The organism is Microcoleus sp. Pol17C6, from assembly GCF_036701145.1.
Taxonomy (GTDB): Bacteria; Cyanobacteriota; Cyanobacteriia; order Cyanobacteriales; family Microcoleaceae; genus Microcoleus.
The window spans coordinates 107,951-129,108 of record NZ_JAUBQH010000005.1 but is presented as its reverse complement, the minus strand read 5'-3'; the positions used below and the strand labels follow the sequence as shown (position 1 = coordinate 129,108).

At 46.5% G+C, this 21,158-nt stretch carries 16 protein-coding genes; 10 read left to right on the top strand and 6 right to left on the bottom strand.

Annotated features, from left to right (window positions below; translation table 11 throughout):
• The first annotated feature begins 22 nt into the window (after nt 1–22).
• The 7 genes from QUA25_RS04510 to QUA25_RS04480 all read left to right on the top strand — a co-directional run bounded on the left by QUA25_RS04510 (nt 23) and on the right by QUA25_RS04480 (nt 10,594).
• A complete protein-coding gene (locus tag QUA25_RS04510; RefSeq protein WP_333035911.1) occupies nt 23–1,339 on the top strand; it encodes a CmpA/NrtA family ABC transporter substrate-binding protein in 1,317 nt (438 codons plus the stop codon).
• A gap of 152 nt (nt 1,340–1,491) precedes the next feature.
• A complete protein-coding gene (gene ntrB / locus QUA25_RS04505) occupies nt 1,492–2,361 on the top strand; it encodes a nitrate ABC transporter permease (RefSeq protein WP_333035909.1) in 870 nt (289 codons plus the stop codon).
• A 174-nt stretch (nt 2,362–2,535) separates the two neighbouring features.
• Nucleotides 2,536–4,560 carry a nitrate ABC transporter ATP-binding protein gene (locus QUA25_RS04500; RefSeq protein WP_333035908.1) on the top strand — a complete coding sequence of 675 codons (2,025 nt, stop codon included), beginning with the start codon at nt 2,536–2,538 and terminating at the stop codon, nt 4,558–4,560.
• Nucleotides 4,561–4,664: 104 nt separating this feature from the next.
• Nucleotides 4,665–6,308 (top strand): nitrate ABC transporter ATP-binding protein, encoded by a 1,644-nt coding sequence (locus QUA25_RS04495; RefSeq protein ID WP_333035906.1) that lies wholly within the window; start codon nt 4,665–4,667, stop codon nt 6,306–6,308.
• A gap of 374 nt (nt 6,309–6,682) precedes the next feature.
• Complete coding sequence (locus tag QUA25_RS04490) at nt 6,683–8,854, top strand: nitrate reductase (RefSeq protein ID WP_333035905.1); 2,172 nt, start codon at nt 6,683–6,685, stop codon at nt 8,852–8,854.
• Between the two features lie 610 nt (nt 8,855–9,464).
• Nucleotides 9,465–9,776, top strand: coding sequence for an RNA recognition motif domain-containing protein (locus QUA25_RS04485; RefSeq protein WP_332948676.1), 312 nt, complete (start codon nt 9,465–9,467; stop codon nt 9,774–9,776).
• 359 nt (nt 9,777–10,135) lie between these two features.
• The gene (locus tag QUA25_RS04480; RefSeq protein ID WP_333035904.1) at nt 10,136–10,594 is read left to right on the top strand and encodes a phosphate-starvation-inducible PsiE family protein; all 459 of its coding nucleotides are present in this window, start codon (nt 10,136–10,138) and stop codon (nt 10,592–10,594) included.
• A 171-nt stretch (nt 10,595–10,765) separates the two neighbouring features.
• On the opposite strand, the gene rimM is transcribed toward QUA25_RS04480, so the two are convergent.
• From rimM to QUA25_RS04465, 3 genes are all read right to left on the bottom strand, one after another.
• Nucleotides 10,766–11,407: a ribosome maturation factor RimM gene (gene rimM, locus QUA25_RS04475; protein ID WP_333035903.1), complete on the bottom strand. Its 642-nt coding sequence runs from the start codon at nt 11,405–11,407 to the stop codon at nt 10,766–10,768.
• A gap of 220 nt (nt 11,408–11,627) precedes the next feature.
• A complete protein-coding gene (locus QUA25_RS04470; protein WP_015179099.1) occupies nt 11,628–12,260 on the bottom strand; it encodes a response regulator in 633 nt (210 codons plus the stop codon).
• 212 nt (nt 12,261–12,472) lie between these two features.
• Nucleotides 12,473–13,726 carry a molybdopterin-binding protein gene (locus tag QUA25_RS04465; protein WP_333035901.1) on the bottom strand — a complete coding sequence of 418 codons (1,254 nt, stop codon included), beginning with the start codon at nt 13,724–13,726 and terminating at the stop codon, nt 12,473–12,475.
• A 117-nt stretch (nt 13,727–13,843) separates the two neighbouring features.
• Between QUA25_RS04465 and QUA25_RS04460 the strand changes: the two genes are divergently transcribed.
• The 3 genes from QUA25_RS04460 (at nt 13,844) to cobO (ending at nt 15,908) form a co-directional block, all read left to right on the top strand.
• Nucleotides 13,844–14,461, top strand: coding sequence for a hypothetical protein (locus tag QUA25_RS04460; protein WP_333035899.1), 618 nt, complete (start codon nt 13,844–13,846; stop codon nt 14,459–14,461).
• Between the two features lie 162 nt (nt 14,462–14,623).
• Nucleotides 14,624–15,202: a Uma2 family endonuclease gene (locus tag QUA25_RS04455; RefSeq protein WP_333035898.1), complete on the top strand. Its 579-nt coding sequence runs from the start codon at nt 14,624–14,626 to the stop codon at nt 15,200–15,202.
• A gap of 70 nt (nt 15,203–15,272) precedes the next feature.
• Nucleotides 15,273–15,908, top strand: a complete 636-nt coding sequence (cobO, locus tag QUA25_RS04450) for a cob(I)yrinic acid a,c-diamide adenosyltransferase (protein WP_333035897.1) — start codon at nt 15,273–15,275, stop codon at nt 15,906–15,908.
• 49 nt (nt 15,909–15,957) lie between these two features.
• Here cobO and QUA25_RS04445 read toward each other — a convergent pair whose 3' ends face one another.
• The 3 genes from QUA25_RS04445 to QUA25_RS04435 form a co-directional block, all read right to left on the bottom strand.
• On the bottom strand, nt 15,958–18,495 hold the full coding sequence (locus tag QUA25_RS04445) for a CHASE4 domain-containing protein (RefSeq protein WP_333035896.1): 2,538 nt from the start codon (nt 18,493–18,495) through the stop codon (nt 15,958–15,960).
• Nucleotides 18,496–18,683: 188 nt separating this feature from the next.
• Nucleotides 18,684–19,181 carry a hypothetical protein gene (locus QUA25_RS04440; RefSeq protein ID WP_333035895.1) on the bottom strand — a complete coding sequence of 166 codons (498 nt, stop codon included), beginning with the start codon at nt 19,179–19,181 and terminating at the stop codon, nt 18,684–18,686.
• Nucleotides 19,182–19,571: 390 nt separating this feature from the next.
• Nucleotides 19,572–20,576 carry an RNA polymerase sigma factor, RpoD/SigA family gene (locus QUA25_RS04435; protein ID WP_333035894.1) on the bottom strand — a complete coding sequence of 335 codons (1,005 nt, stop codon included), beginning with the start codon at nt 20,574–20,576 and terminating at the stop codon, nt 19,572–19,574.
• Nucleotides 20,577–21,158: the final 582 nt, after the last annotated feature.

Sequence of the window (21,158 nt, the reverse complement as noted above, 5' to 3'; positions counted from 1 at the left end):
GTACAACAACAATTCAAGACAAATGAGCAACCTTTCCCGAAGAAAATTCATCATCACCGCCGGAGCAACAGCAGCCGGCACCCTCCTAGCGCACGGTTGCAGTTCCAGTTCCCCCACATCTAGCGCAACTCCCAGCGGCGCCACACCCAGCGCCACCCCAGCAGTCAACATCAACCCCGCCGACGCCCCAGAAGTTACCGCAGCCAAACTCGGATTCATCGCCCTCACCGACTCAGCACCCTTAATCATCGCCCAAGAAAAAGGGTTATTTGCCAAGTACGGCATGAAAGACGTACAAGTTACCAAACAAGCATCTTGGCCAGTTACTCGCGACAACTTAGAACTCGGTTCCGACAAAGGTGGCATTGACGGCGCCCACATCTTATCCCCGATGCCTTATCAAATGGCATTAGGCACTATTACCAAAGGCAATCAGCCAGTCCCCATGTATCTTGTCGCCCGGTTAAATACTAACGGCCAGGCAATTTCCCTCAGCAAAAAATACCTAGATTTAAAAGTAGGTACTGACAGCAAACCTCTCAAAGAAGCCCTCGCCAATCAAAAAATTGCTATAACTTTTCCCGGCGGCACCCACGACTTGTGGATGCGCTACTGGCTAGCAGCCGGCGGTATTAATCCAGATACAGATGTTTCCGTGATTCCCATACCCCCGCCCCAAATGGTAGCGAACATGAAATCTGGCAGCATGGAAGCCTTTTGCGTAGGCGAACCTTGGAATGCTCAGCTAGTTACTCAAAAGGTAGGATACACGGCCTTAGTAACCGGAGAACTTTGGAAAGACCACCCAGAAAAAGCTTTTGCTTTAAGAGGAGATTGGGTTGACAAAAACCCCAAAGCTGCTAAAGCAATAACAATGGCCGTACTGGAAGCCCAGCAGTGGTGCGACAAGGCAGAAAATCACGATGAAATGTGCCAAATCATCTCTCAAGATAAGTGGTTAAAAGTTCCAGTAGCAGATATTATCGGTCGCTCTAAGGGTCAAATTGACTACGGTACCGGCCGCATTGAAGCTGCCAGCCCAGTGGCGATGAAATTCTGGGCTGATAATGCTTCTTATCCCTACAAGAGCCATGATACTTGGTTCTTAACTGAAAATATTCGTTGGGGTTATATGCCGGCAACTACCGACATCAAAGCCACGGTTGATAAAGTTAACCGCGAAGATATTTGGAAAGCAGCAGCGACAGCACTTGGCGTTCCCGCTGCCCAAATTCCTACTACCACTTCTCGCGGTGTTGAAACCTTCTTTGACGGCGTAAAGTTTGACCCAGAAAAACCACAAGAATATCTGAATGGTCTGGCAATCAAAAAAGCATAATTAGTTTGTCAAGTGTCAACACTTGACAAACGCCTAAAATTGACGGTGTTGGGCAGAGTGAAACGGAGGGCTCGTTCCAAGGGCTAAACCTGCTAAGCTCTGTTCAAAGTATCTACAAATAATCGATTATTCACAAGACTGCAAAAACAAAAATGGCAACAAACCTCGCTGTTACTAAAAGCAAAAATCCAGTAAATTTCGTTCTGGATCAGGTTCAAAAAAACCGCCGAAAAATCATCCGCCCGCTGGTAGCAATTACAGTTCTGCTCATAATCTGGCAAATCCTCTGCCACGATGCCTCATCCACCTTGCCGGGGCCAATCAAAGCTGTCCAAGAAAGCTGGAATCTGATTATCAATCCTTTCTTCGACAACGGCGGTACAGACAAAGGCTTGTTCTGGCAAATTTTGGCTAGCTTGCAGCGGGTGGCGATCGGCTTTACTTTGGCAGCAGTTCTTGGCATCAGTTTAGGCATCCTGATCGGCACAAACTCCTTAATGTTCGATGCTTTAGACCCGCTGTTTCAAGTATTCAGAACTATCCCGCCCCTGGCTTGGCTGCCGATCGCCCTGGCAGTATTTCAACAGTTCAATCCCTTTGAAGGCATGGGGGTAAAAGCTAACGAAGTATCAGCACTATTCGTAATCTTAATTACCGCCATCTGGCCGATCCTAATTAACACCACAGTAGGCGTTCAACAAATACCCCAAGACTACAGAAACGTCGCCCGCGTCTTGCGCCTCCCCAATCAAAAATACTTCTGGAAAATCCTGCTTCCCTCTTCAGTTCCTTACATCTTCACTGGCTTGAGAATTGGTATCGGTTTGTCTTGGCTGGCGATCGTAGCTGCGGAAATGTTAGTCGGCGGCGTCGGCATCGGGTTCTTCATCTGGGACGCTTACAATAGTTCTAGACTCAGCGCAGTGATTCTAGCAGTGCTTTATGTAGGAATTGTCGGTTTAATTTTAGACAGAATCGTTGGTTTCATCGCTTCCAAAGTTGTTCCTGAAGAACAGAAATAGAATTTGGGCATCGGGCATCGGGCATCGGGCATCGGGCAGGGCGAATTGGGAATGGGGAATGGTTGCCAACTACAAACTGGTAGAAATTAGTTGTAAATTAATGCCCAATGCCCAATTCCCAATGCCCAATTAATAATCAGCATCATACAAATTACAAACTAACCTAAAATTACCATGTCAGTATTTGTTGAAGTAGACCACGTTGACCGCGTATTTAACTTGCCCAATGGAGAGCAATACATCGCTCTTAAAAATATCGAACTGAAAATTAAAAAAGGAGAATTCATCACCTTAATTGGACACTCTGGCTGCGGCAAATCTACGCTGCTAAATATCATCGCCGGCCTCGACAAAGCAAGTCAGGGCGGGATTACTTTAGAAGGGCGCGAAGTCCGCGATCCAGGCCCGGATAGAATGGTGGTGTTTCAAAATTACTCGCTGCTACCTTGGCTGACGGTGCGCGAAAATATTGCCCTAGCAGTAAATGAAATTTACAGCGGTAACTCTCAAGAAGATCGCGAGTTGGTGATCGAACACCACATTAAATTGGTCGGACTCGGACACGCGGCAGACAAACGACCAGGCGAAATTTCTGGGGGGATGAAACAAAGAGTTGCGATCGCCCGCGCCCTGGCGATTCGCCCGAAATTGCTGCTTCTAGACGAACCCTTCGGAGCTCTTGATGCTTTAACTCGCGGCGGTTTGCAAGACCAGTTGATGAAAATTTGCGAAGAAAGTAAAGTCACCAGCGTGATGGTAACTCACGACGTGGATGAGGCTTTATTACTGAGCGATCGCATTGTGATGCTCACCAACGGCCCGGAAGCGCAAATCGGGCAAATCCTCGAAGTGAACATTCCCCGCCCCCGCAAGCGCATGGAAGTTGTCAACCATCCGAGTTACTACGCGCTGCGTAACGAAATGGTTTACTTCCTCAACCAGCAAAAGCGGGTCAAACAGCGCCGGGCCAAACAACAACCACCTGTCATCGCCCGCAACGGCCTGGAAAAAATCAACCTCGACATCGGCTTTATTCCCCTCACCGACTGCGCCCCCTTAGTAGTAGCTAAAGAAAAAGGATTTTTCAAAGCCCACGGCTTGGAAGAAGTTACTCTCAGCCGCGAACCGGGCTGGAAAGCGATCGCCAAAGGAGTCGCCGAAGGACGGCTGGACGCGGCGCAAATGGTCGCAGGAATGCCGATCGGGATGCTGTTGGGCCTCGACGGTGAAGCCCCTGTACCCGTCTGTAGCGCCATGACGCTCTCTCGCAACGGCAATTCGATTATTTTCAAAAAAGACCTTTACAGACAAGGCATTCGGACATTAGAGGATTTCAAAGCTGCGATCGCCAAGAGTCCCGATAAAGTTCACACCTTGGGCATGGTACACTCGGCCTCCATGCACAATCTGCTGTTCCGCTACTGGCTGGCTGCCGGTGGCATCGACCCCGACCTCGACGTGGGCTTGACCGTGATTCCGCCCCCGCAGATGGTCGCGAATTTAAAAGCAGGCAACATTGACGGCTACTGCTCAGGCGACCCCTGGAACTCCCACGCAGTCAACAGTGGTACGGGTTTTGTTATGGCCCGTTCCCTGGATATTCTGCCCGGACACATCGAAAAAGTTCTCGGTGTTAGCGAAGATTGGGCTCAGAAATATCCTCAAACCCACCTCGCCCTCGTCAAAGCGCTTTTGGAAGCCTGCGAATACTGCGACGATCGCCGCAACCGCGAAGAAGTCCTAGGATTGATCAGCCAAGAACAATACATCGGCGCCGATCCGAAAGACATCCGTCCGGGGTTCCTCGATCCGTACAACTCCGGTACGGAGGCAGAACCCGAAATGCTTTACAACTTCAACCAGTTCTACGTTGACAAAACCAATTTTCCAGACCGCCTAGAAATGGTGTGGGTGATGGCGCAGATGGCTCGCTGGGGACTGATTCCGTTCCCGAAAAACTGGGTGGAAGTGGTCGATCGAGTTTTGCGGCCTGATGTTTTCGGTCAAGCCGTGCGCGAATTGGGTTTGCCGGATATCGCCAGAGATCGCCGGACGATCGAGCTATTTGACGGCACTGTGTTTAATCTCGACGACCCGATCGACTATCTTCAGAATGTCAAAATCAAACGCGGCCTTCGCATTGAAGAAATTCTAATTGAACAAATAGGCAGTCAATGTTCCATCAAACTGCCAGCATAATCAGCAAATAGGAAGAGGGAATGAGGAGCAAGAAATCAGGAAACAAGACTCCACATTTTCCGCTTCCTAACTCCATAATTTCAAATTCTCAATCGAAAGTTGTCATGTCTAATTCCCCGATCCAAAATCCCAATCCTGAAAATATGCAAACTCTCAAAACCCCCGAAACAACCGAAATTCAAACGCCAAAGCAAGACTTTCTTACTATTAAAGATGTATCGAAAGTCTACCAAACTCCTAAAGGTCCTTACGTCGTTCTCGACGGTGTAAACCTGACTATTAATGAAGGCGAATTTATTTGTTTGATCGGTCACTCTGGCTGCGGCAAATCAACTTTGCTGAATATGATTGCGGGATTTAACGGGCCGACAAACGGAGAAGTGGCTTTGGAAGGTTCGCAGATTACTGAACCAGGCCCCGATCGCATGGTGGTGTTTCAAAACTACTCGCTGCTACCGTGGCTGACTGCTACTGAAAATATTCACCTCGGCGTTGAAAATGTTTACCCGGAAAAGTCCGCAGACGAACACAATACGATCGTCAAGGAACACTTGGAATTAGTGGGGCTGACCGAAGCTTGTAACAAAAGACCAGGCCAATTGTCCGGGGGGATGAAACAGCGGGTGGCGATCGCCAGAGCTCTGGCAACTCGTCCCAAACTGTTGATTTTGGACGAACCTTTCGGAGCTCTAGACCCTATTACCCGGGAAGAGTTGCAGGAAGAATTGCTGAAAATTTGGCGGAAGGAAAAAATTACCGTCATTATGATTACTCACGATATTGATGAGGCTTTGTTTTTGGCCGATCGCATCGTGATGATGACCAACGGGCCAGCAGCTTCCATCGGCGAAGATATGCACGTTCCGTTTAGCCGTCCCCGCAACCGGGCGCGGATTATGGAAGACCCGAAATACTACGAACTTCGCAACTTTGCTTTGGAGTTCTTGTTTTCTCGCTATGCCCACCACGAAGAAGGTGAAGCAACGGACTCGGAGACAGAAGCCGTCGCGCTACCGATGCCCTTACCTGCTAGCAAAAAGCCTGCGATTGCTGACAGGCAGATCGCACCTGCACCTTTTGTGTCTCACGCTGCCGAACCCCTAGAAGCTTCGCCGATCAAACGCGGCATCCTGGCAGCCTCGTGGTTCGTAGCAATGGTTACTTTAGCTGCAGTCAATATGTCTGCTATTTCCAGCCAGCTAAAGCAAGCGAAACTAGAAGAAACTGCACCGCAGGCGGCGACTGCGGCGGTTGTGAGTTCACCCTCCAGCCCGCAAATTGCAGCAAGTTCGATCGCACCGACTGCTAGCCCTGCACCCATCGCTGCTGCTAGTCCTGCACCCAATGCCAGCCCTGCACCCATCGCTGCTGCTAGTCCTGCTGCCATCGCTGCTGCCCCTAACAGCGCGGGCGCGGCCAATGCAGCAACCACTGCCACATCAGAGATTTCTGACAAAGCCGAACTCGATGCGATCGGAAAGCAGTTGTATGCACAAATCGACCAAACCTGGAGAACAACTCCGACATTTACTGAAAGCTTGACTTATCGGGTCAAAGTAAAACAAAACGGGGATATCCTACATTTCGATCCCACAAATAAAGCAGCTAAAGATTTCGTCAAAGAAACTCCTCTGCCGGTTTTGCAAACTCCTGCAGGTGCCGCAGCAGGCGCTGAAAAAACTGCTGAGTTCCAAGTAACTTTTAGCCCCACCAACGGTGGCGTATTTGAAGTTAAACCAGGGAACTAGGCCACATAATACTACCGCACTAAATCTCACATTGCTATCAACAACTAGGTCAAAAGTATTACCTGCCCGATGTTTGACTTATGCAAAAATTTCTTCTAGCCCCCATCCTTGGGGGTGACAAGAGTTAGCTGGGAACTTCCTCTGTTTGAAGAAGATTTATTAGCAGCCAGAAGCTGACTAAAAGCGAGAGCGAGCGGGATTTTTAGTAAGATAGCGGGTAATTTTAAATCAGGGTATTGTCCGTTTCTGGGAAGCATATATGCGGAAATTTAGTAATTATTCTCACGTTATTTGCAGGAGCCCTCAGTTCCGACTATAATAACGAATTACGAATTACCCATTAGCTTTCAAAAATTAGCATCTAAAATCACCAGATGGAAACTATAAAAACTCTTTGCCCATACTGCGGTGTAGGTTGCGGTCTAGAAGTTGTTCCCGACAAAAAACAAAGTTGGAAAGTGCGGGGCGATCGCAATCACCCATCGAGTCAGGGCATGGTTTGTATTAAGGGAGCAACCGTAGCAGAGTCCATTCGGAGCGATCGGCTACTGTATCCGATGATGCGAGATACTCTCGACCAACCGTTCCGTCGCGCTAGCTGGGACGAAGCTCTCGATGCAATTGTTAACCGCATCCAAACAATTCGCAGCACCAGCGGCCCCGATGCTTTGTGCGTTTACGGGTCGGGTCAATTCGTTACAGAAGATTATTATGTTGCCCAGAAACTAATGAAAGGTTGTCTGGGTACTAATAATTTTGATGCTAATTCTCGCTTGTGTATGTCTTCAGCAGTCTCTGGATACGTTCAAAGTTTTGGCTCGGACGGGCCGCCTTGCTGTTACGACGATTTAGAATTAACAGATTGCGCTTTTATTATTGGCAGCAATGCAGCGGAATGCCATCCGATTGTATTCAATCGATTAGCAAAATACCACAAAAAGCATCCCCATGTCAAAATGATTGTGGTAGATCCAAGGCGGACTCCGACTGCTGAAGCGGCGGATTTGCACTTAGCAATTACACCGGGTACGGATATAGATTTGCTTAATGGAATTGCATATTTGCTGTTACGCAGACAAGCAATAGATTCGGAGTTTATTGAAGAATGCACGGCGAATTTTTCAGCTTTTGCTGAAGTTATTAGCAGCTACACGCCGGAGTTTGTAGCCTCGCGCTGCGGCATTACTGTCAGCGAGTTAGAAACGGCAGCAAACTACTGGGAACAGTCGCAGCGGGTTTTGTCGCTGTGGTCGATGGGAATGAACCAGTCGTCGGAAGGCACGGCAAAAGTGCGATCGCTGATTAATTTGCACTTGATGACTGGTCAAATCGGCAAACCGGGAAGTGGCCCGTTTTCCCTCACCGGCCAGCCAAACGCGATGGGAGGGCGGGAAGCAGGAGGACTGTCTCACTTGCTCCCAGGCTACCGATTTGTGAAAAATACTGAACACAGAACCCAAGTCGAGGAGTTTTGGGGAATCGCACCGGGAAGCATTTCCCCGAATCCGGGCCGCACAGCTTGGGAGATGATTACCGGTTTGGAAACTGGCGAAGTCGAGTTGCTGTGGATTGCAGCTACGAATCCGGTGGTGAGTATGCCGGATTTGGAACGCACTAAAGCCGCTTTGCTGCGATCGCCCTTTACTATTTATCAAGAAGCTTACTATCCCACTGAAACCTCCGCCTACGCTCATATCCTGCTGCCGGCAACGCAGTGGAGCGAAAAAACTGGGGTGATGACGAATTCCGAACGCCGCGTTACGTTTTGTCCCGGTTTCGACACTCCCTCCGGGGAAGCCCGCGACGACTGGAGGATTTTCGCCGAGGTGGGACGGCGGTTGGGTTTTGCCGAACACTTTGCTTTCGACAACAGTGCGGAGGTTTTTACAGAGTACGCGCAGTTGACGCGGGGCCAGCCTTGCGACATGACCGGTCTGAGCCACGAATACATCCGCCAAGAAGGCCCGCAGCAGTGGCCTTGCCGGGAAAACGATCCTGTGCATCCAGCCCAAGAAGCGAAACGGCTGTACACTGACAGGCGTTTTCACACTCCTGACGCGCGGGCGAGGTTTTCGGCTTATCACTCGCGGGGACTGGCAGAACCTCCCGATCCGAATTATCCGTTTGTGTTGACGACAGGAAGAGTTTACGGACATTGGCACACGATGACGCGGACGGGTAGAACAGAAAAAATTAATCAATTGCACCCCGATCCGTTTTTGGAAATTCACCCCCGCGATGCTGCCAAATTGCAGATTAAGGAGGGGGATTTGCTGGAAGTTCGATCGCGCCGTGGCAAGGCGCAGTTTCCGGCAAAAGTCACAAAGGCGATCGCCCCAGGTACGCTATTTGTACCGATGCACTGGGGTTCTCTGTGGGCTGAAGGTGCTGAAGCCAATGCTATGACTCATGCTGCAAGCTGTCCAGATTCCAAACAGCCCGAGTTAAAAGCTTGTGCGGTGCAGTTGGTGCTGGTTGGGGCAGAAACAGCAGCAGAAGTTGAGGAATTTAATTGGGCAAAATCCACCCTGGCCGTCACTTCTTGAGCTGCCGCCCAACTACTGGATGTTACAAATCATCGAAGAACGAGCGGGAAGCCGCGGGCGATCGACATGGGGAGGAACGTGGTTGACTTTCGGCGAGACGTTCGGCGAGCGCTCAGTCGAACTATTGGAGATTTACTCCAAAGATGAATCTGGGCTCTTGAACAAGACTCTAAAATTTTGCACTCTTCGCGACAGGAGTCCGGGGCTTGTATCCGTTTTTGGGGTAACAACCTCTCTCGATCGAGCAATTTTGAACCCGGACATACCCTACACATAAATCTTAAATCCCAAATCCCAGATCTAAAAGCTAAAATCGTTATGCCATTACGGAGCCTAAAAACTGCGTTTCCCCGCCAGAGCTCGGAAACAAGGAAAATTAAATTTATTTATTCTGAGTTGTTCCTTCTTGATGGGGGGTTTTTCCTTCGGGAGAATGTCTTCTGGTGGATGCCTTGTGCGTTCTTTTTAATTAATTGAGTCAGACAATTGCAGTTTGCACCTATAGGTGCTATAATCGTTTTACAAGGCTTTATTTTCGGCAGTACAGTTCGTTCGATCGGCGTTCCTCCGGATTTAAATCTCTACACACTCTGATTCTGGAGAATGTTCAATGTCAATCTATGTCGGCAATTTATCCTACGAAGTAACGCAGGAGCACCTCAACCAAACTTTTGGAGAGTACGGTACAGTAAAGCGCGTTCAGTTGCCTGCTGACCGGGAAACAGGTCGGATGCGGGGCTTCGCTTTTGTAGAAATGTCTACTGAAGCCGAAGAAGCTGCAGCCATTGAGGCTCTTGACGGTGCTGAGTGGATGGGTCGCGACCTCAAGGTCAATAAGGCAAAACCCCGCGAAGAACGTGGTTCTTCTAACAGCGGTAACTGGGGTAACAACGATCGCGGTGGCAATTCTCGTCGCTACTAAACCACCCGAGCTAAATTTTTAGCTCACTTGTGTATTCCGTCGGAGCAAGCTGGGAGTCAACAATCATTCTCTGTTGAGAATAGATAGTTAGTTCAGTGTAGCACCGCGCCTTAAAAGCCTCAAAATATTGCTAGACAATAGTTTGAGGTTTTTTCATGGCAAAAATTATTAATCAGGAGGTCGATCGCGTGCGATCGATTCCTAGCTGACAGGAAAAACTAGAAAATATAACAAGCAGAGAGAGTCGCCTTCCCCAGTGCCCGGGTGGCCCCGTAAAACCAGGCAATCACAGAGTTTGGCGCTTGCAAAGTGTACCGAACAATGACAGAATCATTAAGAATAAAGACTAAATCACTTTTATGCTGAAAAAAATATTTAGGCAAATTTCCAAGTCAAGTAGTGATGAAAATTTTCTGCATTTTACAGAAAGTGTAGAAGTAGTAATATCGAAAATTTTATCACTGGCGATGATTTGGGTAATTCTCCTCAGCGTTTGCGATTTGCTGATTTTTTTAGCAAAAGAATTGGTAAACCACACTGATAATTTGTTAAAAGACACGTTGTTTGTCATATTTGGGTTATTTTTAAATGTTTTAATTGCTCTGGAAATCTTGGAAAATATTACAGCTTATCTGAAAAAGCACGTAATTCAAGTAGAGCTAGTTATTGTAACTTCTTTGATAGCAGTATCTCGAAAAATAATCATTCTTGACCTGGAAAAGAAAACAGCAGCCGACTTGATTGGTTTGGCAATTGCAATTTTCGCGCTTTCCATCAGTTACTTGATAGTGCGGTGCACAAATAGAGGAAAGGATTAATATCGGGAATTGAGAAGTGGGAATTTTAAATAACTAATATAGCAATCCTCGCATCATTTGTGAATTTCTTACTCCCTCCCCGAACCCGCGGGGAGGGTTGGGGTGGAGTAAAAAATTTACGACTTATTTAGAATTGATCTATCATATCCGGTCGATTGACCAGAAATGATATTATTCCAATAAACCAGGAGGCGGCACAATTTCAATTCTGCCTTGTTCTAAGTCAACAACTGGCACAATCTCTTCCACAAAAGGAATCAATATTTTTGTGGATTTAGGCTCTTTAACGCGAATTTTCCGTGGTTTGCGGGTATTTCTGGGGTCAGCGTTGGCTTGTGGAGTTTCACGCTGTTTTGGCTTTTCTAATTCTGCGGCGACAGTTTCCGGCGCCGTTAGATTCGTTTCTACTTCTAAAAGGTCGTTACCTGCGGGAATAATATCACTTACCTTGCCTAGGATTTCCCCGGTTAACTGGTTAAAAACTTCCATACCGATCAAATCTTGGACGTAAAACTCATCAGATTCGAGGTAAGGTCGATCGGTCTTTTCAACAAACAACTTACAGCCCCGCAGCGCCTCAGCACCGTCGCGGTCTTTTACACCCTCTACCTCTACAGCATACAGCCCTTTGCCGGGAATGTAGCGACCGCCCAAAAACTCGATCGGTTCCGGTTCACTTTTGTTAGGGCGCAAAATCCACCGCTTCCCCGGTTCGATAAACCTTTCGGGGAAATCAGAATCGGGATAGACTCGCACTTCCCCGTCCAAACCTTGAGCTGCTACAATTTTACCGATTTCTATCCATTCAGACATAGATTATATCACTCTAATTGCTAGTAATTGATAATTGGTAATTGGAAATTGCTAATTGGTAATTGGTAATTAGGAATTGGTAACTAAGAATTATTCCATCGAACCTCTTGCGGATTTCCGTTAAATCCGTTAAATCCGTTACCGAACTTCCCTCTTCCATCAACATCCATCCGCTACATCCGTTAAATCCGTTAAACAATCCGTTGCCGAACTTCCTTCTTTACACCAATCCTGTTCTCAGTGCTACAACTGCTGCTTGCACGCGGTCATCCACTGCCAACTTATTCATAATACCGCGAACGTGAGTTTTAATAGTATTTGGACTCAAGTAAAGCGCCGCTGCTATCTCTGGATTGCTGTTACCTTCCACCATTAATTTTAACACCTCCAATTCCCGCTGCGACAACTGGCCAAAAGTAGTTGTAGAGGCAGGTATCGGGGGTTTAAGGTGTTCGATGACAGTCCGGGCAATTTGAGGGTCAAGATATGTAGCGCCCTCTGCTGCGGCTGCAATCGCTGCTAACAGCCTGTCTACAGAAGCACCTTTAATACAATAAGCATCAGCACCACTAGAAAGGGCAGCAATAATTTCAGTTTCTGCCGTGTGAGAAGTTAACATTACTACTCGAACTTCTGGCAGTTGTGCTTTAATTTGCTGCGTCGCTGCTATGCCGTCGAGCCGTGGCAAACCGATATCCATTACAATAATATCAGGTTTGAGTTTCAGTGCGGCTGCTACGCCTAAATAGCCATCTTCTGCTTGTCCTACTATTTCTATTTCTGGGGAATCGGCCAAAACTTGCTCTAATCCCAGTTGCATCATCGGGTCATCTTCAACAATTAAAATTTTCATAATACGAAGAAAGTTCGGCAACGGATTGTGTAACGGATGTAACGGATGTAAAGGATAGAAGGAAGAATGAAGTTCGGCAACGAGCAATGTACGGGATGTAACGGATGTAACGGATGTCAGTCCGATGGAAGTCGGAAGGAGGAAGATTACTTAGTTGTTAATATTTTACATGAACTTATACCAAACCAATAGCAAATAACCCAAACAACTAACTAATGACTAACTTTTAAAACCTCTACAAATTCGCCTGGTAAAATCCCGGTTTCCACTGGTGGCAAAACTGCTAAACCACTTGTATTGGCGAGGTTAATTAAATTCGCTGAATTTTGGCTGCCGCTAGCAGGTTCAAATTCCCAGACTCCGGCAACTAAATGCAGTTTACCCCAAATATAAGTTTCGCGTCGGCCAGGCGATCGCAATTCAGCATTACACCTAGCTTTGACAAACTCCGGCCCCCAAGCATCCGCGCCCAGCCCAGACATCTTTCTCAAAGCAGGCACAACAAACCGCCAACAACAGACTAAAGCCGAAACCGGATTTCCCGGCAAACCAAAATAGAGACAATCCGAATTTTTTTCACCTCGTTTAAACGCAGCAACCGTTAAAGGTTTCCCCGGCTTAATCGCCACAGAACTAATGTGAACTTTTCCTCCCAAATCCGCCAAAATTTTCTCGACATAATCGTAGTCTCCTACCGAGACGCCGCCCGTAGAAAGCACCACATCCGCTGTCGCCACAGCCAGGGATATCGCCTTGTTTAACGCCTCTTCATTATCAGGAACAATCCCCAATCGAATCGGTTCAAATCCCATTTGCGCCAACAAAACTGTCAAAGCATACTGATTCGAGTCTACCAGTTTCCCCGGTGCCAAAGGTTCGTCTGGCGAGACCAATTCGTCACCCGTAGAAAAAATTGCCACCCGCAGCCGTCGATAAACTGGAACTTGAATGCACTGGGCAGTTGCTAACACCGCCATTTCTGGGGCATAGATAACTGTACCGGGAGTTAGCAAAGTTGTTCCTGCTTGATAAAAAGCGCCTTTGTGCCTGACGAATGCTTGCGGTTTTTCAGGAGAAACTAAGATAAAAATACGATCGCCCTCACCCCTCGTTTCTTCCTGCATTACCACCGTATCAGCACCGGCAGGCATCACCCCACCGGTAAAAATTCGCGCCGCTTGCCCCGATTGAACGGTATTTTGAGGCTGATATCCGGCTGGAATCTCTTCAACTACTTCGAGTACCACGGGTTTTTCGGCGCTACAGTTTTCCACATCCGCAAACCGCACCGCGTACCCATCCATTGCTGAATTATCCCAATAAGGAAAGTCCAGGGAACCAGTGACTGGTGCAGCCAAAATTCGCCCCGATGCTGCCAGCAAGTCTACAGTTTCTACATCCTGCTGACTGTCGAGGGGTTGCGCCAAATTTAGAACGATCGATTCTGCTTCTTTCACTGACAGCATGACTGTCTCCTTATTTTGATAACACTCATGATTAAGTTTAGCAAAATATCCAGAGATATTGGTGATATAATTTTTTTGTATTTGGGCAGTCAACCTAATTTTTGGTGTTAATTGCTTATGACTATTTCTCGTTTGGTTGTTAGACTCAATTGTTTATCCTTATTTTTGGTGGCGATACTGATATTTTTCACTCAGCTTTCAGGGTTAAAAGTCAGCGATTTATTCTTTCCGCCTTATTCTTATCCCCATCCCAATGTCGCCTTGTTAACTCGGACTTTCCAAATTTTATGTTCTGTACCCGTCATTGTTTGTACTTTTACCTATAAATTAGCTCAAAGTATTCAACCGCGCACTTCAGACAATCGATTTATTCTGTTTTCGGCTTTGTTAACAGGTGGATTTTTACTAAATGAAATTTACAGAATTCATATATATATGGTAGCAGGGGGAATTCCTAAGCTAGGAGTAAGTCTTTTATACGCCGTGGTTTTGTCTTCCTACGGATGGTTTTTTCGGCGAGAACTACAGTTAACTCCCTACCAAATATTGTTAGCGGGTGTAGGCTTGTTGTTTTTTGCGATCGGCGTGGATTCCCTGCATTTAAAAAACAAGATATTCTCCAGTTTACTAGAGGGAGTACCTAAATTGCTTAGCGAAATCAACATTGCATTTTATTATTGGTATGTCTGTAACTGTTTCCTCCAAAAAGCGTTTGATAAAACTCTTAATAGCTAGTTATAACGATGTGATATAATGAGCGAAAGTGCATAAAAAGATATCCCTGAAATCCTCTTAACCATTAATAATAATATTTACAACATCTGCATCGATCGGCATTTATCCGCCTTCATATACATTATGTGGCTTAAAAATCCCCACGCATCCTGATAAAATACCATGATAGCAGTTACCATCAACTTCAACTCGATCGCCAAAATAACCGACGACCAATTTTATCAACTGTGTCGCGACAACCCCGATGTCAAATTTGAACGCAACGCCAAAGGAGAAATAATCGTCATGCCACCCACAGGAGGAGAAACCGGAAATTACAATTCAGAAATTAATGCGGATTTTGTGATTTGGAACCGACAAACTCAACTGGGAATTTGTTTCGATTCTTCAACTTGCTTCAAACTGCCAAGCGGTGCCAATCGTTCTCCCGATGTCTCTTGGATTGAAAAATCAAGATGGGATGCACTCACTCCCGAACAAAAACAAAAATTTCCTCCCATTGCCCCGGATTTTGTCTTAAAGTTAATGTCGCCAACCGACAGTTTAAAAGATACCCAAGACAAAATGCAAGAATACATGAATAATCAAGTAAAACTCGGCTGGTTAATCAACCGCAAAACCCGGAGAGTCGAAATCTATCGCCAAGGACAAGAAATAGAAGTTTTGGAATGTCCAACAGAACTTTCAGGAGAAGATGTTTTGCCCGGTTTCGTGCTAAACTTGAAAACACTGTGGCAATAACTAGACATATGGCATCTATCAGCGTTTATTTGCGTTCATCTTTCTCGTTCATCTGCGGTTAAAAAATACTATGGAAACCAATATAGAAACCACTGCAACCACTGGGTTAACAGCCCAACAACACAAACAGAAAATGCAGCGGCGCCAAGAAGTGCAATCACAGCGAATCGCTAACTCCTCCAAAGAAAAAGGTTTAATTATAGTCAATACGGGTAACGGTAAAGGCAAAACCACGGCCGCTTTGGGAATGGTTGTGCGATCGCTCGGTCACGGATACCGCGTCGCTATAGTACAATTTATTAAGGGAGCTTGGGAACCCGCAGAAAAAGCAGTTTTTCAACTCTGGGAAAAACAGCTAGAATTTCACGCAATGGGAGAAGGCTTTACCTGGGACACGCAAGACCGCGACCGAGATATTGAAACAGCTCAAAAAGCTTGGGAAAAATCCCTAACTTTTATCTGTAATCCCGAATTTAAATTAGTTCTTCTAGATGAAGTCAATATAGCATTAAAACTAGGTTATTTGCAAATCGAGCAAGTGCTTTCCGGGTTAGACAAAAAACCAGAAGAAACCCACATTATTTTAACAGGCAGAGGCGCCCCGCCAGCGCTAATAGAACGGGCCGACTTGGTGACAGAAATGACTTTAGTTAAGCATCCATTCCGAGAACAAGGGATTAAAGCTCAACCAGGCATTGAGTATTAATATTGTTTGTAGTCAAGACTTTTTCGCCCCTCTAAAATTTAAAAAAGAGCTATGCTGGCAACATCAGAGTAAAAGTTGATCCCTTGCCAAACTCGCTACTCACAGTAATTTTTCCCCCCAGCATCTGAGAGTATTTCTGCGCTATTGCCAAACCCAAACCCGTACCTCCGTACTTGCGGGTAGTCGAAGCATCAGCTTGCGTAAAAGGTTGAAATAATTTTTGTAGCTGTTCAGGAGTAATCCCAATCCCCGTATCAGTACACTTAATAATTAACAGTTCCGAATCCCTAATATTCTCGTCATTTTTAATTTTTTCCACGCTGAGTGTAACTGTTCCTTTATGAGTAAACTTAGCTGCATTGCTGAGCAAATTAAACAAAATTTGAGTAAACTTAATTTGATCCGAATACACTTCGCCAATATTATTAGGACACTCCACATTCAGACGATTAGTGTTTCGCAAAAATAGCGGTTCAACAGTTCTGGCTACATCTTGAACTGCCTCCGACACGTCAAAAGTTTCTAATTCAAGTTCCGCGTGACCGGCTTCAATCTTCGACAAGTCCAGAATATCATTAATTAAGGAAAGTAAAAGCTGGCCTGAATGGTGAATTCTCTCCAAATCCGACACAAAATTTTCTTCGCCCAAATCTAAAGCCTCTTCTTGCAGAATCTCGCTGTAACCGATAATCGCATTCAGAGGAGTTCGCAGTTCGTGGCTCATATTAGCCAAAAACTGACTTTTAGCCAAACTAGCGGCTTCTGCGGCTTCCTTTGCCTTGTAGAGTTCTGCCTCGGCTTGCAAGCGGTCGGTCACGTCGTGAGCCAGAACTAATTCAGCATTTCTGCTATCAAATACCAGAGCATAAGAAGTAATTTCTACATCAATAATTGTTCCGTCTTTTTTCTGGTGCTGCCACACACCTGCAAACTCAATACCGGCATCTACTTGGGATATATTTTCTAGCAATTTCGGCAGCTCTTTGGAGGGACGAAGGTCCGCAACGGTCATGTTGAGAAATTCGTCGCGAGTGTAGCCGTAGTGTTGGACAGCAGCCTGATTGACGGCTATAAATTCTAGAGTTTCTAAATCGTAAACCCACATCGGATGGGGGTTATTTTTAAACAAAAGTCTGTAGCGTTCTTCCGAGGCTCGCAGTTGGACTTCGGCTTGTTTGCGCTCGGTAATGTCGCGGACAACCGTGCAAATAATCTCGCGGCCGCCGTAGGAAATCACGCTCCCGCTCACTTCCACATCCACGCAGGAACCGTCTCGGCGACGGTAGAGAACTTCGCCAATTCTAAATTGTTTGTCCGTCAGCAGCAACTCGATATTGTTGTCAATTAGGTCTTTAGAGTAAGCGATGATATCGTAAATAGTCAGTTGCGAAATCGCATCAGGACTGTAATCGAGCAAGTTTCTAAACGCTGTATTGGCTTCCAAAAGGCGTTTGGTTTGAGCGTCCCACAGGAAAATGCAATCTGTAGCTTGCTCGACTACGGCTCTGTAGCGGGCTTTTTCCTCAAGTTGTTCGCTGTCGGCTTGGGCGATCGCACTCAACATTCCGTTGATAGTATGGGCAAGGTCGGACAACTCGTCTTCGCCCGTCACCGGCAGTCGCATCGAGAGGTCTTGGCTGCTGCTGACGTGGTTCACTGCTTTCGCCAAACCGCTCAACCGAGACAGCACCAGACGCTCTAGCAGTAGCAGAGTGCAGCCGACCAACCCAACTCCGGCTAACGCTACAGACCCCAGCAGGTACAGCAAACTAATTTGACCTTGCCGGTATATTTCTCTGGGGATATCAACCCGCAATAGCAGCGCAGGTTTGTTGTAAATATCGCGGATCAAAGCGTAACCTGCGATCGACTCTTCGCTTAAAGGACGCACCCAAATTGGTTTTTTTTCCGACAGTTTCTCCCGCGCTTGCTGAAAGTCTGCAGGCAACCGACCCTCATTCACGCTGTGTACGATTAGTGGCAAGCGAGTAATTTTAGAAACCTTCGCAATGCCCGCAGCATCCAAATTGCGCCCGAATATCAGCGTACCTCGGATCGGGCCGGTGCTTTTAGTCGTGAGAATAGGCCGGGAAGTAATCAGTATTGGCCCTGACGGTAGCAGCAGGATACCAGCGAGGCTGCTTTTGGCGTTGGGGTGCTGCAACAGCGGGTCGCTGAGAGAAATGCGCCGTTTTAATGCTTCTGGAACAGGCGTTAGTTTCAGCTTTTGGCTGTCTAAACCCGTACTGTAAACTATTTTGCCAGAAGTATTGACAAATATGGCTATATTAACTCTTATATTAGCCAGCCCTTCTGGAATTAAATTGGAGGCAATGAATTTTGAGTTGCGGTTTTGGATGAAAGTGTAGGTGTCGTCCCAGGACGACCAGTCGGCAAAGCGCGAGTTAAAGTCATCTGCGGTTTGCCCGAACACATTGAGCACTCCCTTGACAACCTGTGTGGCTTCTTGTTCCTCTGCTTTGATCAGGCTGCCCAAAAGGATGCTTGAGGAGGCGACATACAGAATGCCAGTCAATCCAGCGATGGTAATGCCAATGATCGATAGTGTTTTCCGACGCAGTTTCATCTTGCCATGTGTGTGGTGTCCGTCCGAAATTCTCAACTTAGGAGCAATTTTACTACTGTTTCCTGAACCCTGACCGAAAGCAATTTGGTCCGGGGGCGCCCGATGTATCAGTGGGGTTGCTTTCTTCAATTCTAAAATCTAAAATTTAAAATCTAAAATCGATTGACTGGTGGCGCAGCGCGTGTTTCCTACTTTTCCCACACCTGCTGTTTGTGAGATTCTTTGCAAATACCCAAGATGCGCCGATCGTTCTCGCTGATGGTAGAAATTGGGTAATACTGTTCCAGGTTTACGGAGTAGGGAGAGCGACTGCCGTCGTAAGTGTCAACTACTGTTAAATTTAACTGAGTTCGATCGCTTGTGCCGTAAAAACAGTAAAAAGCAGACCGAGGCAGGTAAAAAGCTCCTACTACCTTACTCTGCCGCATTTCAAATACAAAATATTCTTGTTTAATTTCATCTGGGTTGCTCGACTGGCCGTAGAGATAAATGCCCTCTCCTAAACCTGTGCTAGCTGTATCTGGCGCAGGATTTGGGGGGGATTGCCAGCTCAAAATGTCGGATTTGATGTCCGAGTCCTGTGATCGGTGTGCGGGGAATGCGATGCTCAAGTTACCGGGCGAGAGAGCAAGCACGATCGCGATCGCTTCTAAACTTCCTGTCAATATCAAATAAGTCAAAACCACTCCAGACCCCAAAATTTAAAATAGCTGGTTCCAAGCGCCTCTTGTACCAGTTTCACAAAGATCGGAGAGAAACCGGGTATTTGGCTTAATGTTGGCTATTAACTTGAAGGAAAGATCGCCCGCCCGGTTCCTGAACTTAAATCTAAGATTAGTTTGGACCAATTTTGCCTCCGCCCTGATCGCGCGATCGACCCCTCAAATAATACCATTTTAGATTTTTAATTTTAGATTAAAGAATTGAATAATGTGGCGTGACGTATTTCATAAGGGTTTCGAGTACGGGTCTACAGTTGCATTCTTTTTTTTAACTGGTATAAAAGTATCCTTCCCAGCCGCGCCAACATGAAAAAAAAAAGTTGAGATTTTGGGAAATCTCAACTTTTTTAGTGACTAACTAGCCAAGTATTCTCGGACTTGAGATTGGCGGCGCCGCAGGTGGGCAAGGGCTTGATGTTCTAGCTGCCGCACCCGTTCCCGGCTGAGATTTAACCGTTCTCCGACTTTCGCCAGAGACATTTCCGTGCCGTCTTCCAAACCGAAGCGCAGAATTATTACATCTCGCTGCTGGGGGGTAAGTTCTGATATCAAAGTATTGAGGTCTTGCCGCAGTAATTCCGAGGTAATGTAGTTGTCTGGAGATGCCGTTTCGTCTTCTAAGAGTTCTTGCAATTCGGTATCTTGGTTGTCTCCTACCCGCAAGTCCAAAGAAACTGGATGTCTTGCCATCAGCAGGTATTCCCGAATTTGGGAAGGGTGCAGTTCCAAGGCTGCGGCAATTTCCCCGGGGGAGGGAGATCTGCCCAACTGCTGCGTGAGTTCCCGCTGCACCTTTTTGATTTTGTTGAGTTTTTCGGTGATGTGAATTGGCAATCGAATTGTGCGGGCGTGTTGGGCGATCGCGCGGGTAATTGCTTGCCGAATCCACCAGTAGGCATAGGTAGAAAATTTGTATCCCCGCATCGGGTCAAATTTTTCGACTCCTCGTTCTAAACCGAGGGTGCCTTCTTGGATTAAATCCAAGAATTCCATATTGCGTTTCTGGTATTTTTTGGCGATCGCCACTACTAGCCGCAAATTCGCTTCAATCATCTTTTGCTTTGCCCGCCGCCCTATGTGTAAGATGCGGCTAAGTTCAGGTTCGGTCAACTCCATTTCGGCAGCCCACTCTTGATTCGTCAGATCCCGCTGCCATTCTTTAGCAAGTGCTTGTTTTGCTTCGATTAATTTCATCATTTGCTGCACCTGCTTCCCGAAAACAATTTCTTCTTCTCGGGTTAGCAGGGGTACGCGACCGATCTCGTGCAGATAGGTACGAACCGTATCCGTTGAGGAGTATGGCCGGCTGCCCATGCGATCGGCTTTCACTGTTTTGTTTTTGGGGGTTGTGGTGGACATGGGTGAGTATTGCACTCCTTGTAACAACAGATAAAAAGTTGGTGATACCCTGTCCCACTTTTGCAAGTGGGATAAAGACTGCGACAAAGGGGATGTTTCCCCTCATGTTTATCGGTGACGATCGGTAGAAGCTTTTTGTTTGGGATTACTTTTGTGCTGGATTTTCCAGTAATCCCCGTCGATTTTCGGTAGCTCGCTAGCTTTAACGGCTAGTTCAAGGCGAAGTGAAGCAAGAGTTTAGTTTTCTCAATATTATTCCCAATTTTGAGGATCGTAAAGGGTAAAAACCTCTGTCTTAAGGTCAAGATTCTACATTTTTCCTTAAGGTTTTGAATTCCCTGTTAGTTTTAACTGCCACTCAACTTCACAATACTCATGCAAACAGACTCATGCAATTCGAGGGCTTTGTTTTGCTCTCTGTTCCATCATCGCTTGAAATTTTCTCGCTGCCTAGATGGTGGGATGCGAGATAACCGAACTCGATCGCCGTATTAGATGGGAGTAACTGTTTAAAATATTTCTTGACATTTTTATTTAAATATGCTAATCCAATTCTGCTACGAGTAACGACAAGGTGTATAA

Excerpts from the sequence above, each read along its gene's own strand:
- cobO (WP_333035897.1), top strand. The coding sequence starts at position 15,273 with ATGGAAACCAATATAGAAACCACTGCAACCACTGGGTTAACAGCCCAA.
- QUA25_RS04465 (WP_333035901.1), bottom strand. The coding sequence starts at position 13,726 with ATGCTGTCAGTGAAAGAAGCAGAATCGATCGTTCTAAATTTGGCGCAA.
- QUA25_RS04480 (WP_333035904.1), top strand. The coding sequence starts at position 10,136 with ATGCTGAAAAAAATATTTAGGCAAATTTCCAAGTCAAGTAGTGATGAA.
- QUA25_RS04485 (WP_332948676.1), top strand. The coding sequence starts at position 9,465 with ATGTCAATCTATGTCGGCAATTTATCCTACGAAGTAACGCAGGAGCAC.
- QUA25_RS04495 (WP_333035906.1), top strand. The coding sequence starts at position 4,665 with ATGTCTAATTCCCCGATCCAAAATCCCAATCCTGAAAATATGCAAACT.
- QUA25_RS04435 (WP_333035894.1), bottom strand. The coding sequence starts at position 20,576 with ATGTCCACCACAACCCCCAAAAACAAAACAGTGAAAGCCGATCGCATG.
- ntrB (WP_333035909.1), top strand. The coding sequence starts at position 1,492 with ATGGCAACAAACCTCGCTGTTACTAAAAGCAAAAATCCAGTAAATTTC.
- QUA25_RS04445 (WP_333035896.1), bottom strand. The coding sequence starts at position 18,495 with ATGAAACTGCGTCGGAAAACACTATCGATCATTGGCATTACCATCGCT.
- QUA25_RS04460 (WP_333035899.1), top strand. The coding sequence starts at position 13,844 with ATGACTATTTCTCGTTTGGTTGTTAGACTCAATTGTTTATCCTTATTT.
- QUA25_RS04490 (WP_333035905.1), top strand. The coding sequence starts at position 6,683 with ATGGAAACTATAAAAACTCTTTGCCCATACTGCGGTGTAGGTTGCGGT.
- QUA25_RS04455 (WP_333035898.1), top strand. The coding sequence starts at position 14,624 with ATGATAGCAGTTACCATCAACTTCAACTCGATCGCCAAAATAACCGAC.
- QUA25_RS04470 (WP_015179099.1), bottom strand. The coding sequence starts at position 12,260 with ATGAAAATTTTAATTGTTGAAGATGACCCGATGATGCAACTGGGATTA.
- rimM (WP_333035903.1), bottom strand. The coding sequence starts at position 11,407 with ATGTCTGAATGGATAGAAATCGGTAAAATTGTAGCAGCTCAAGGTTTG.
- QUA25_RS04510 (WP_333035911.1), top strand. The coding sequence starts at position 23 with ATGAGCAACCTTTCCCGAAGAAAATTCATCATCACCGCCGGAGCAACA.
- QUA25_RS04500 (WP_333035908.1), top strand. The coding sequence starts at position 2,536 with ATGTCAGTATTTGTTGAAGTAGACCACGTTGACCGCGTATTTAACTTG.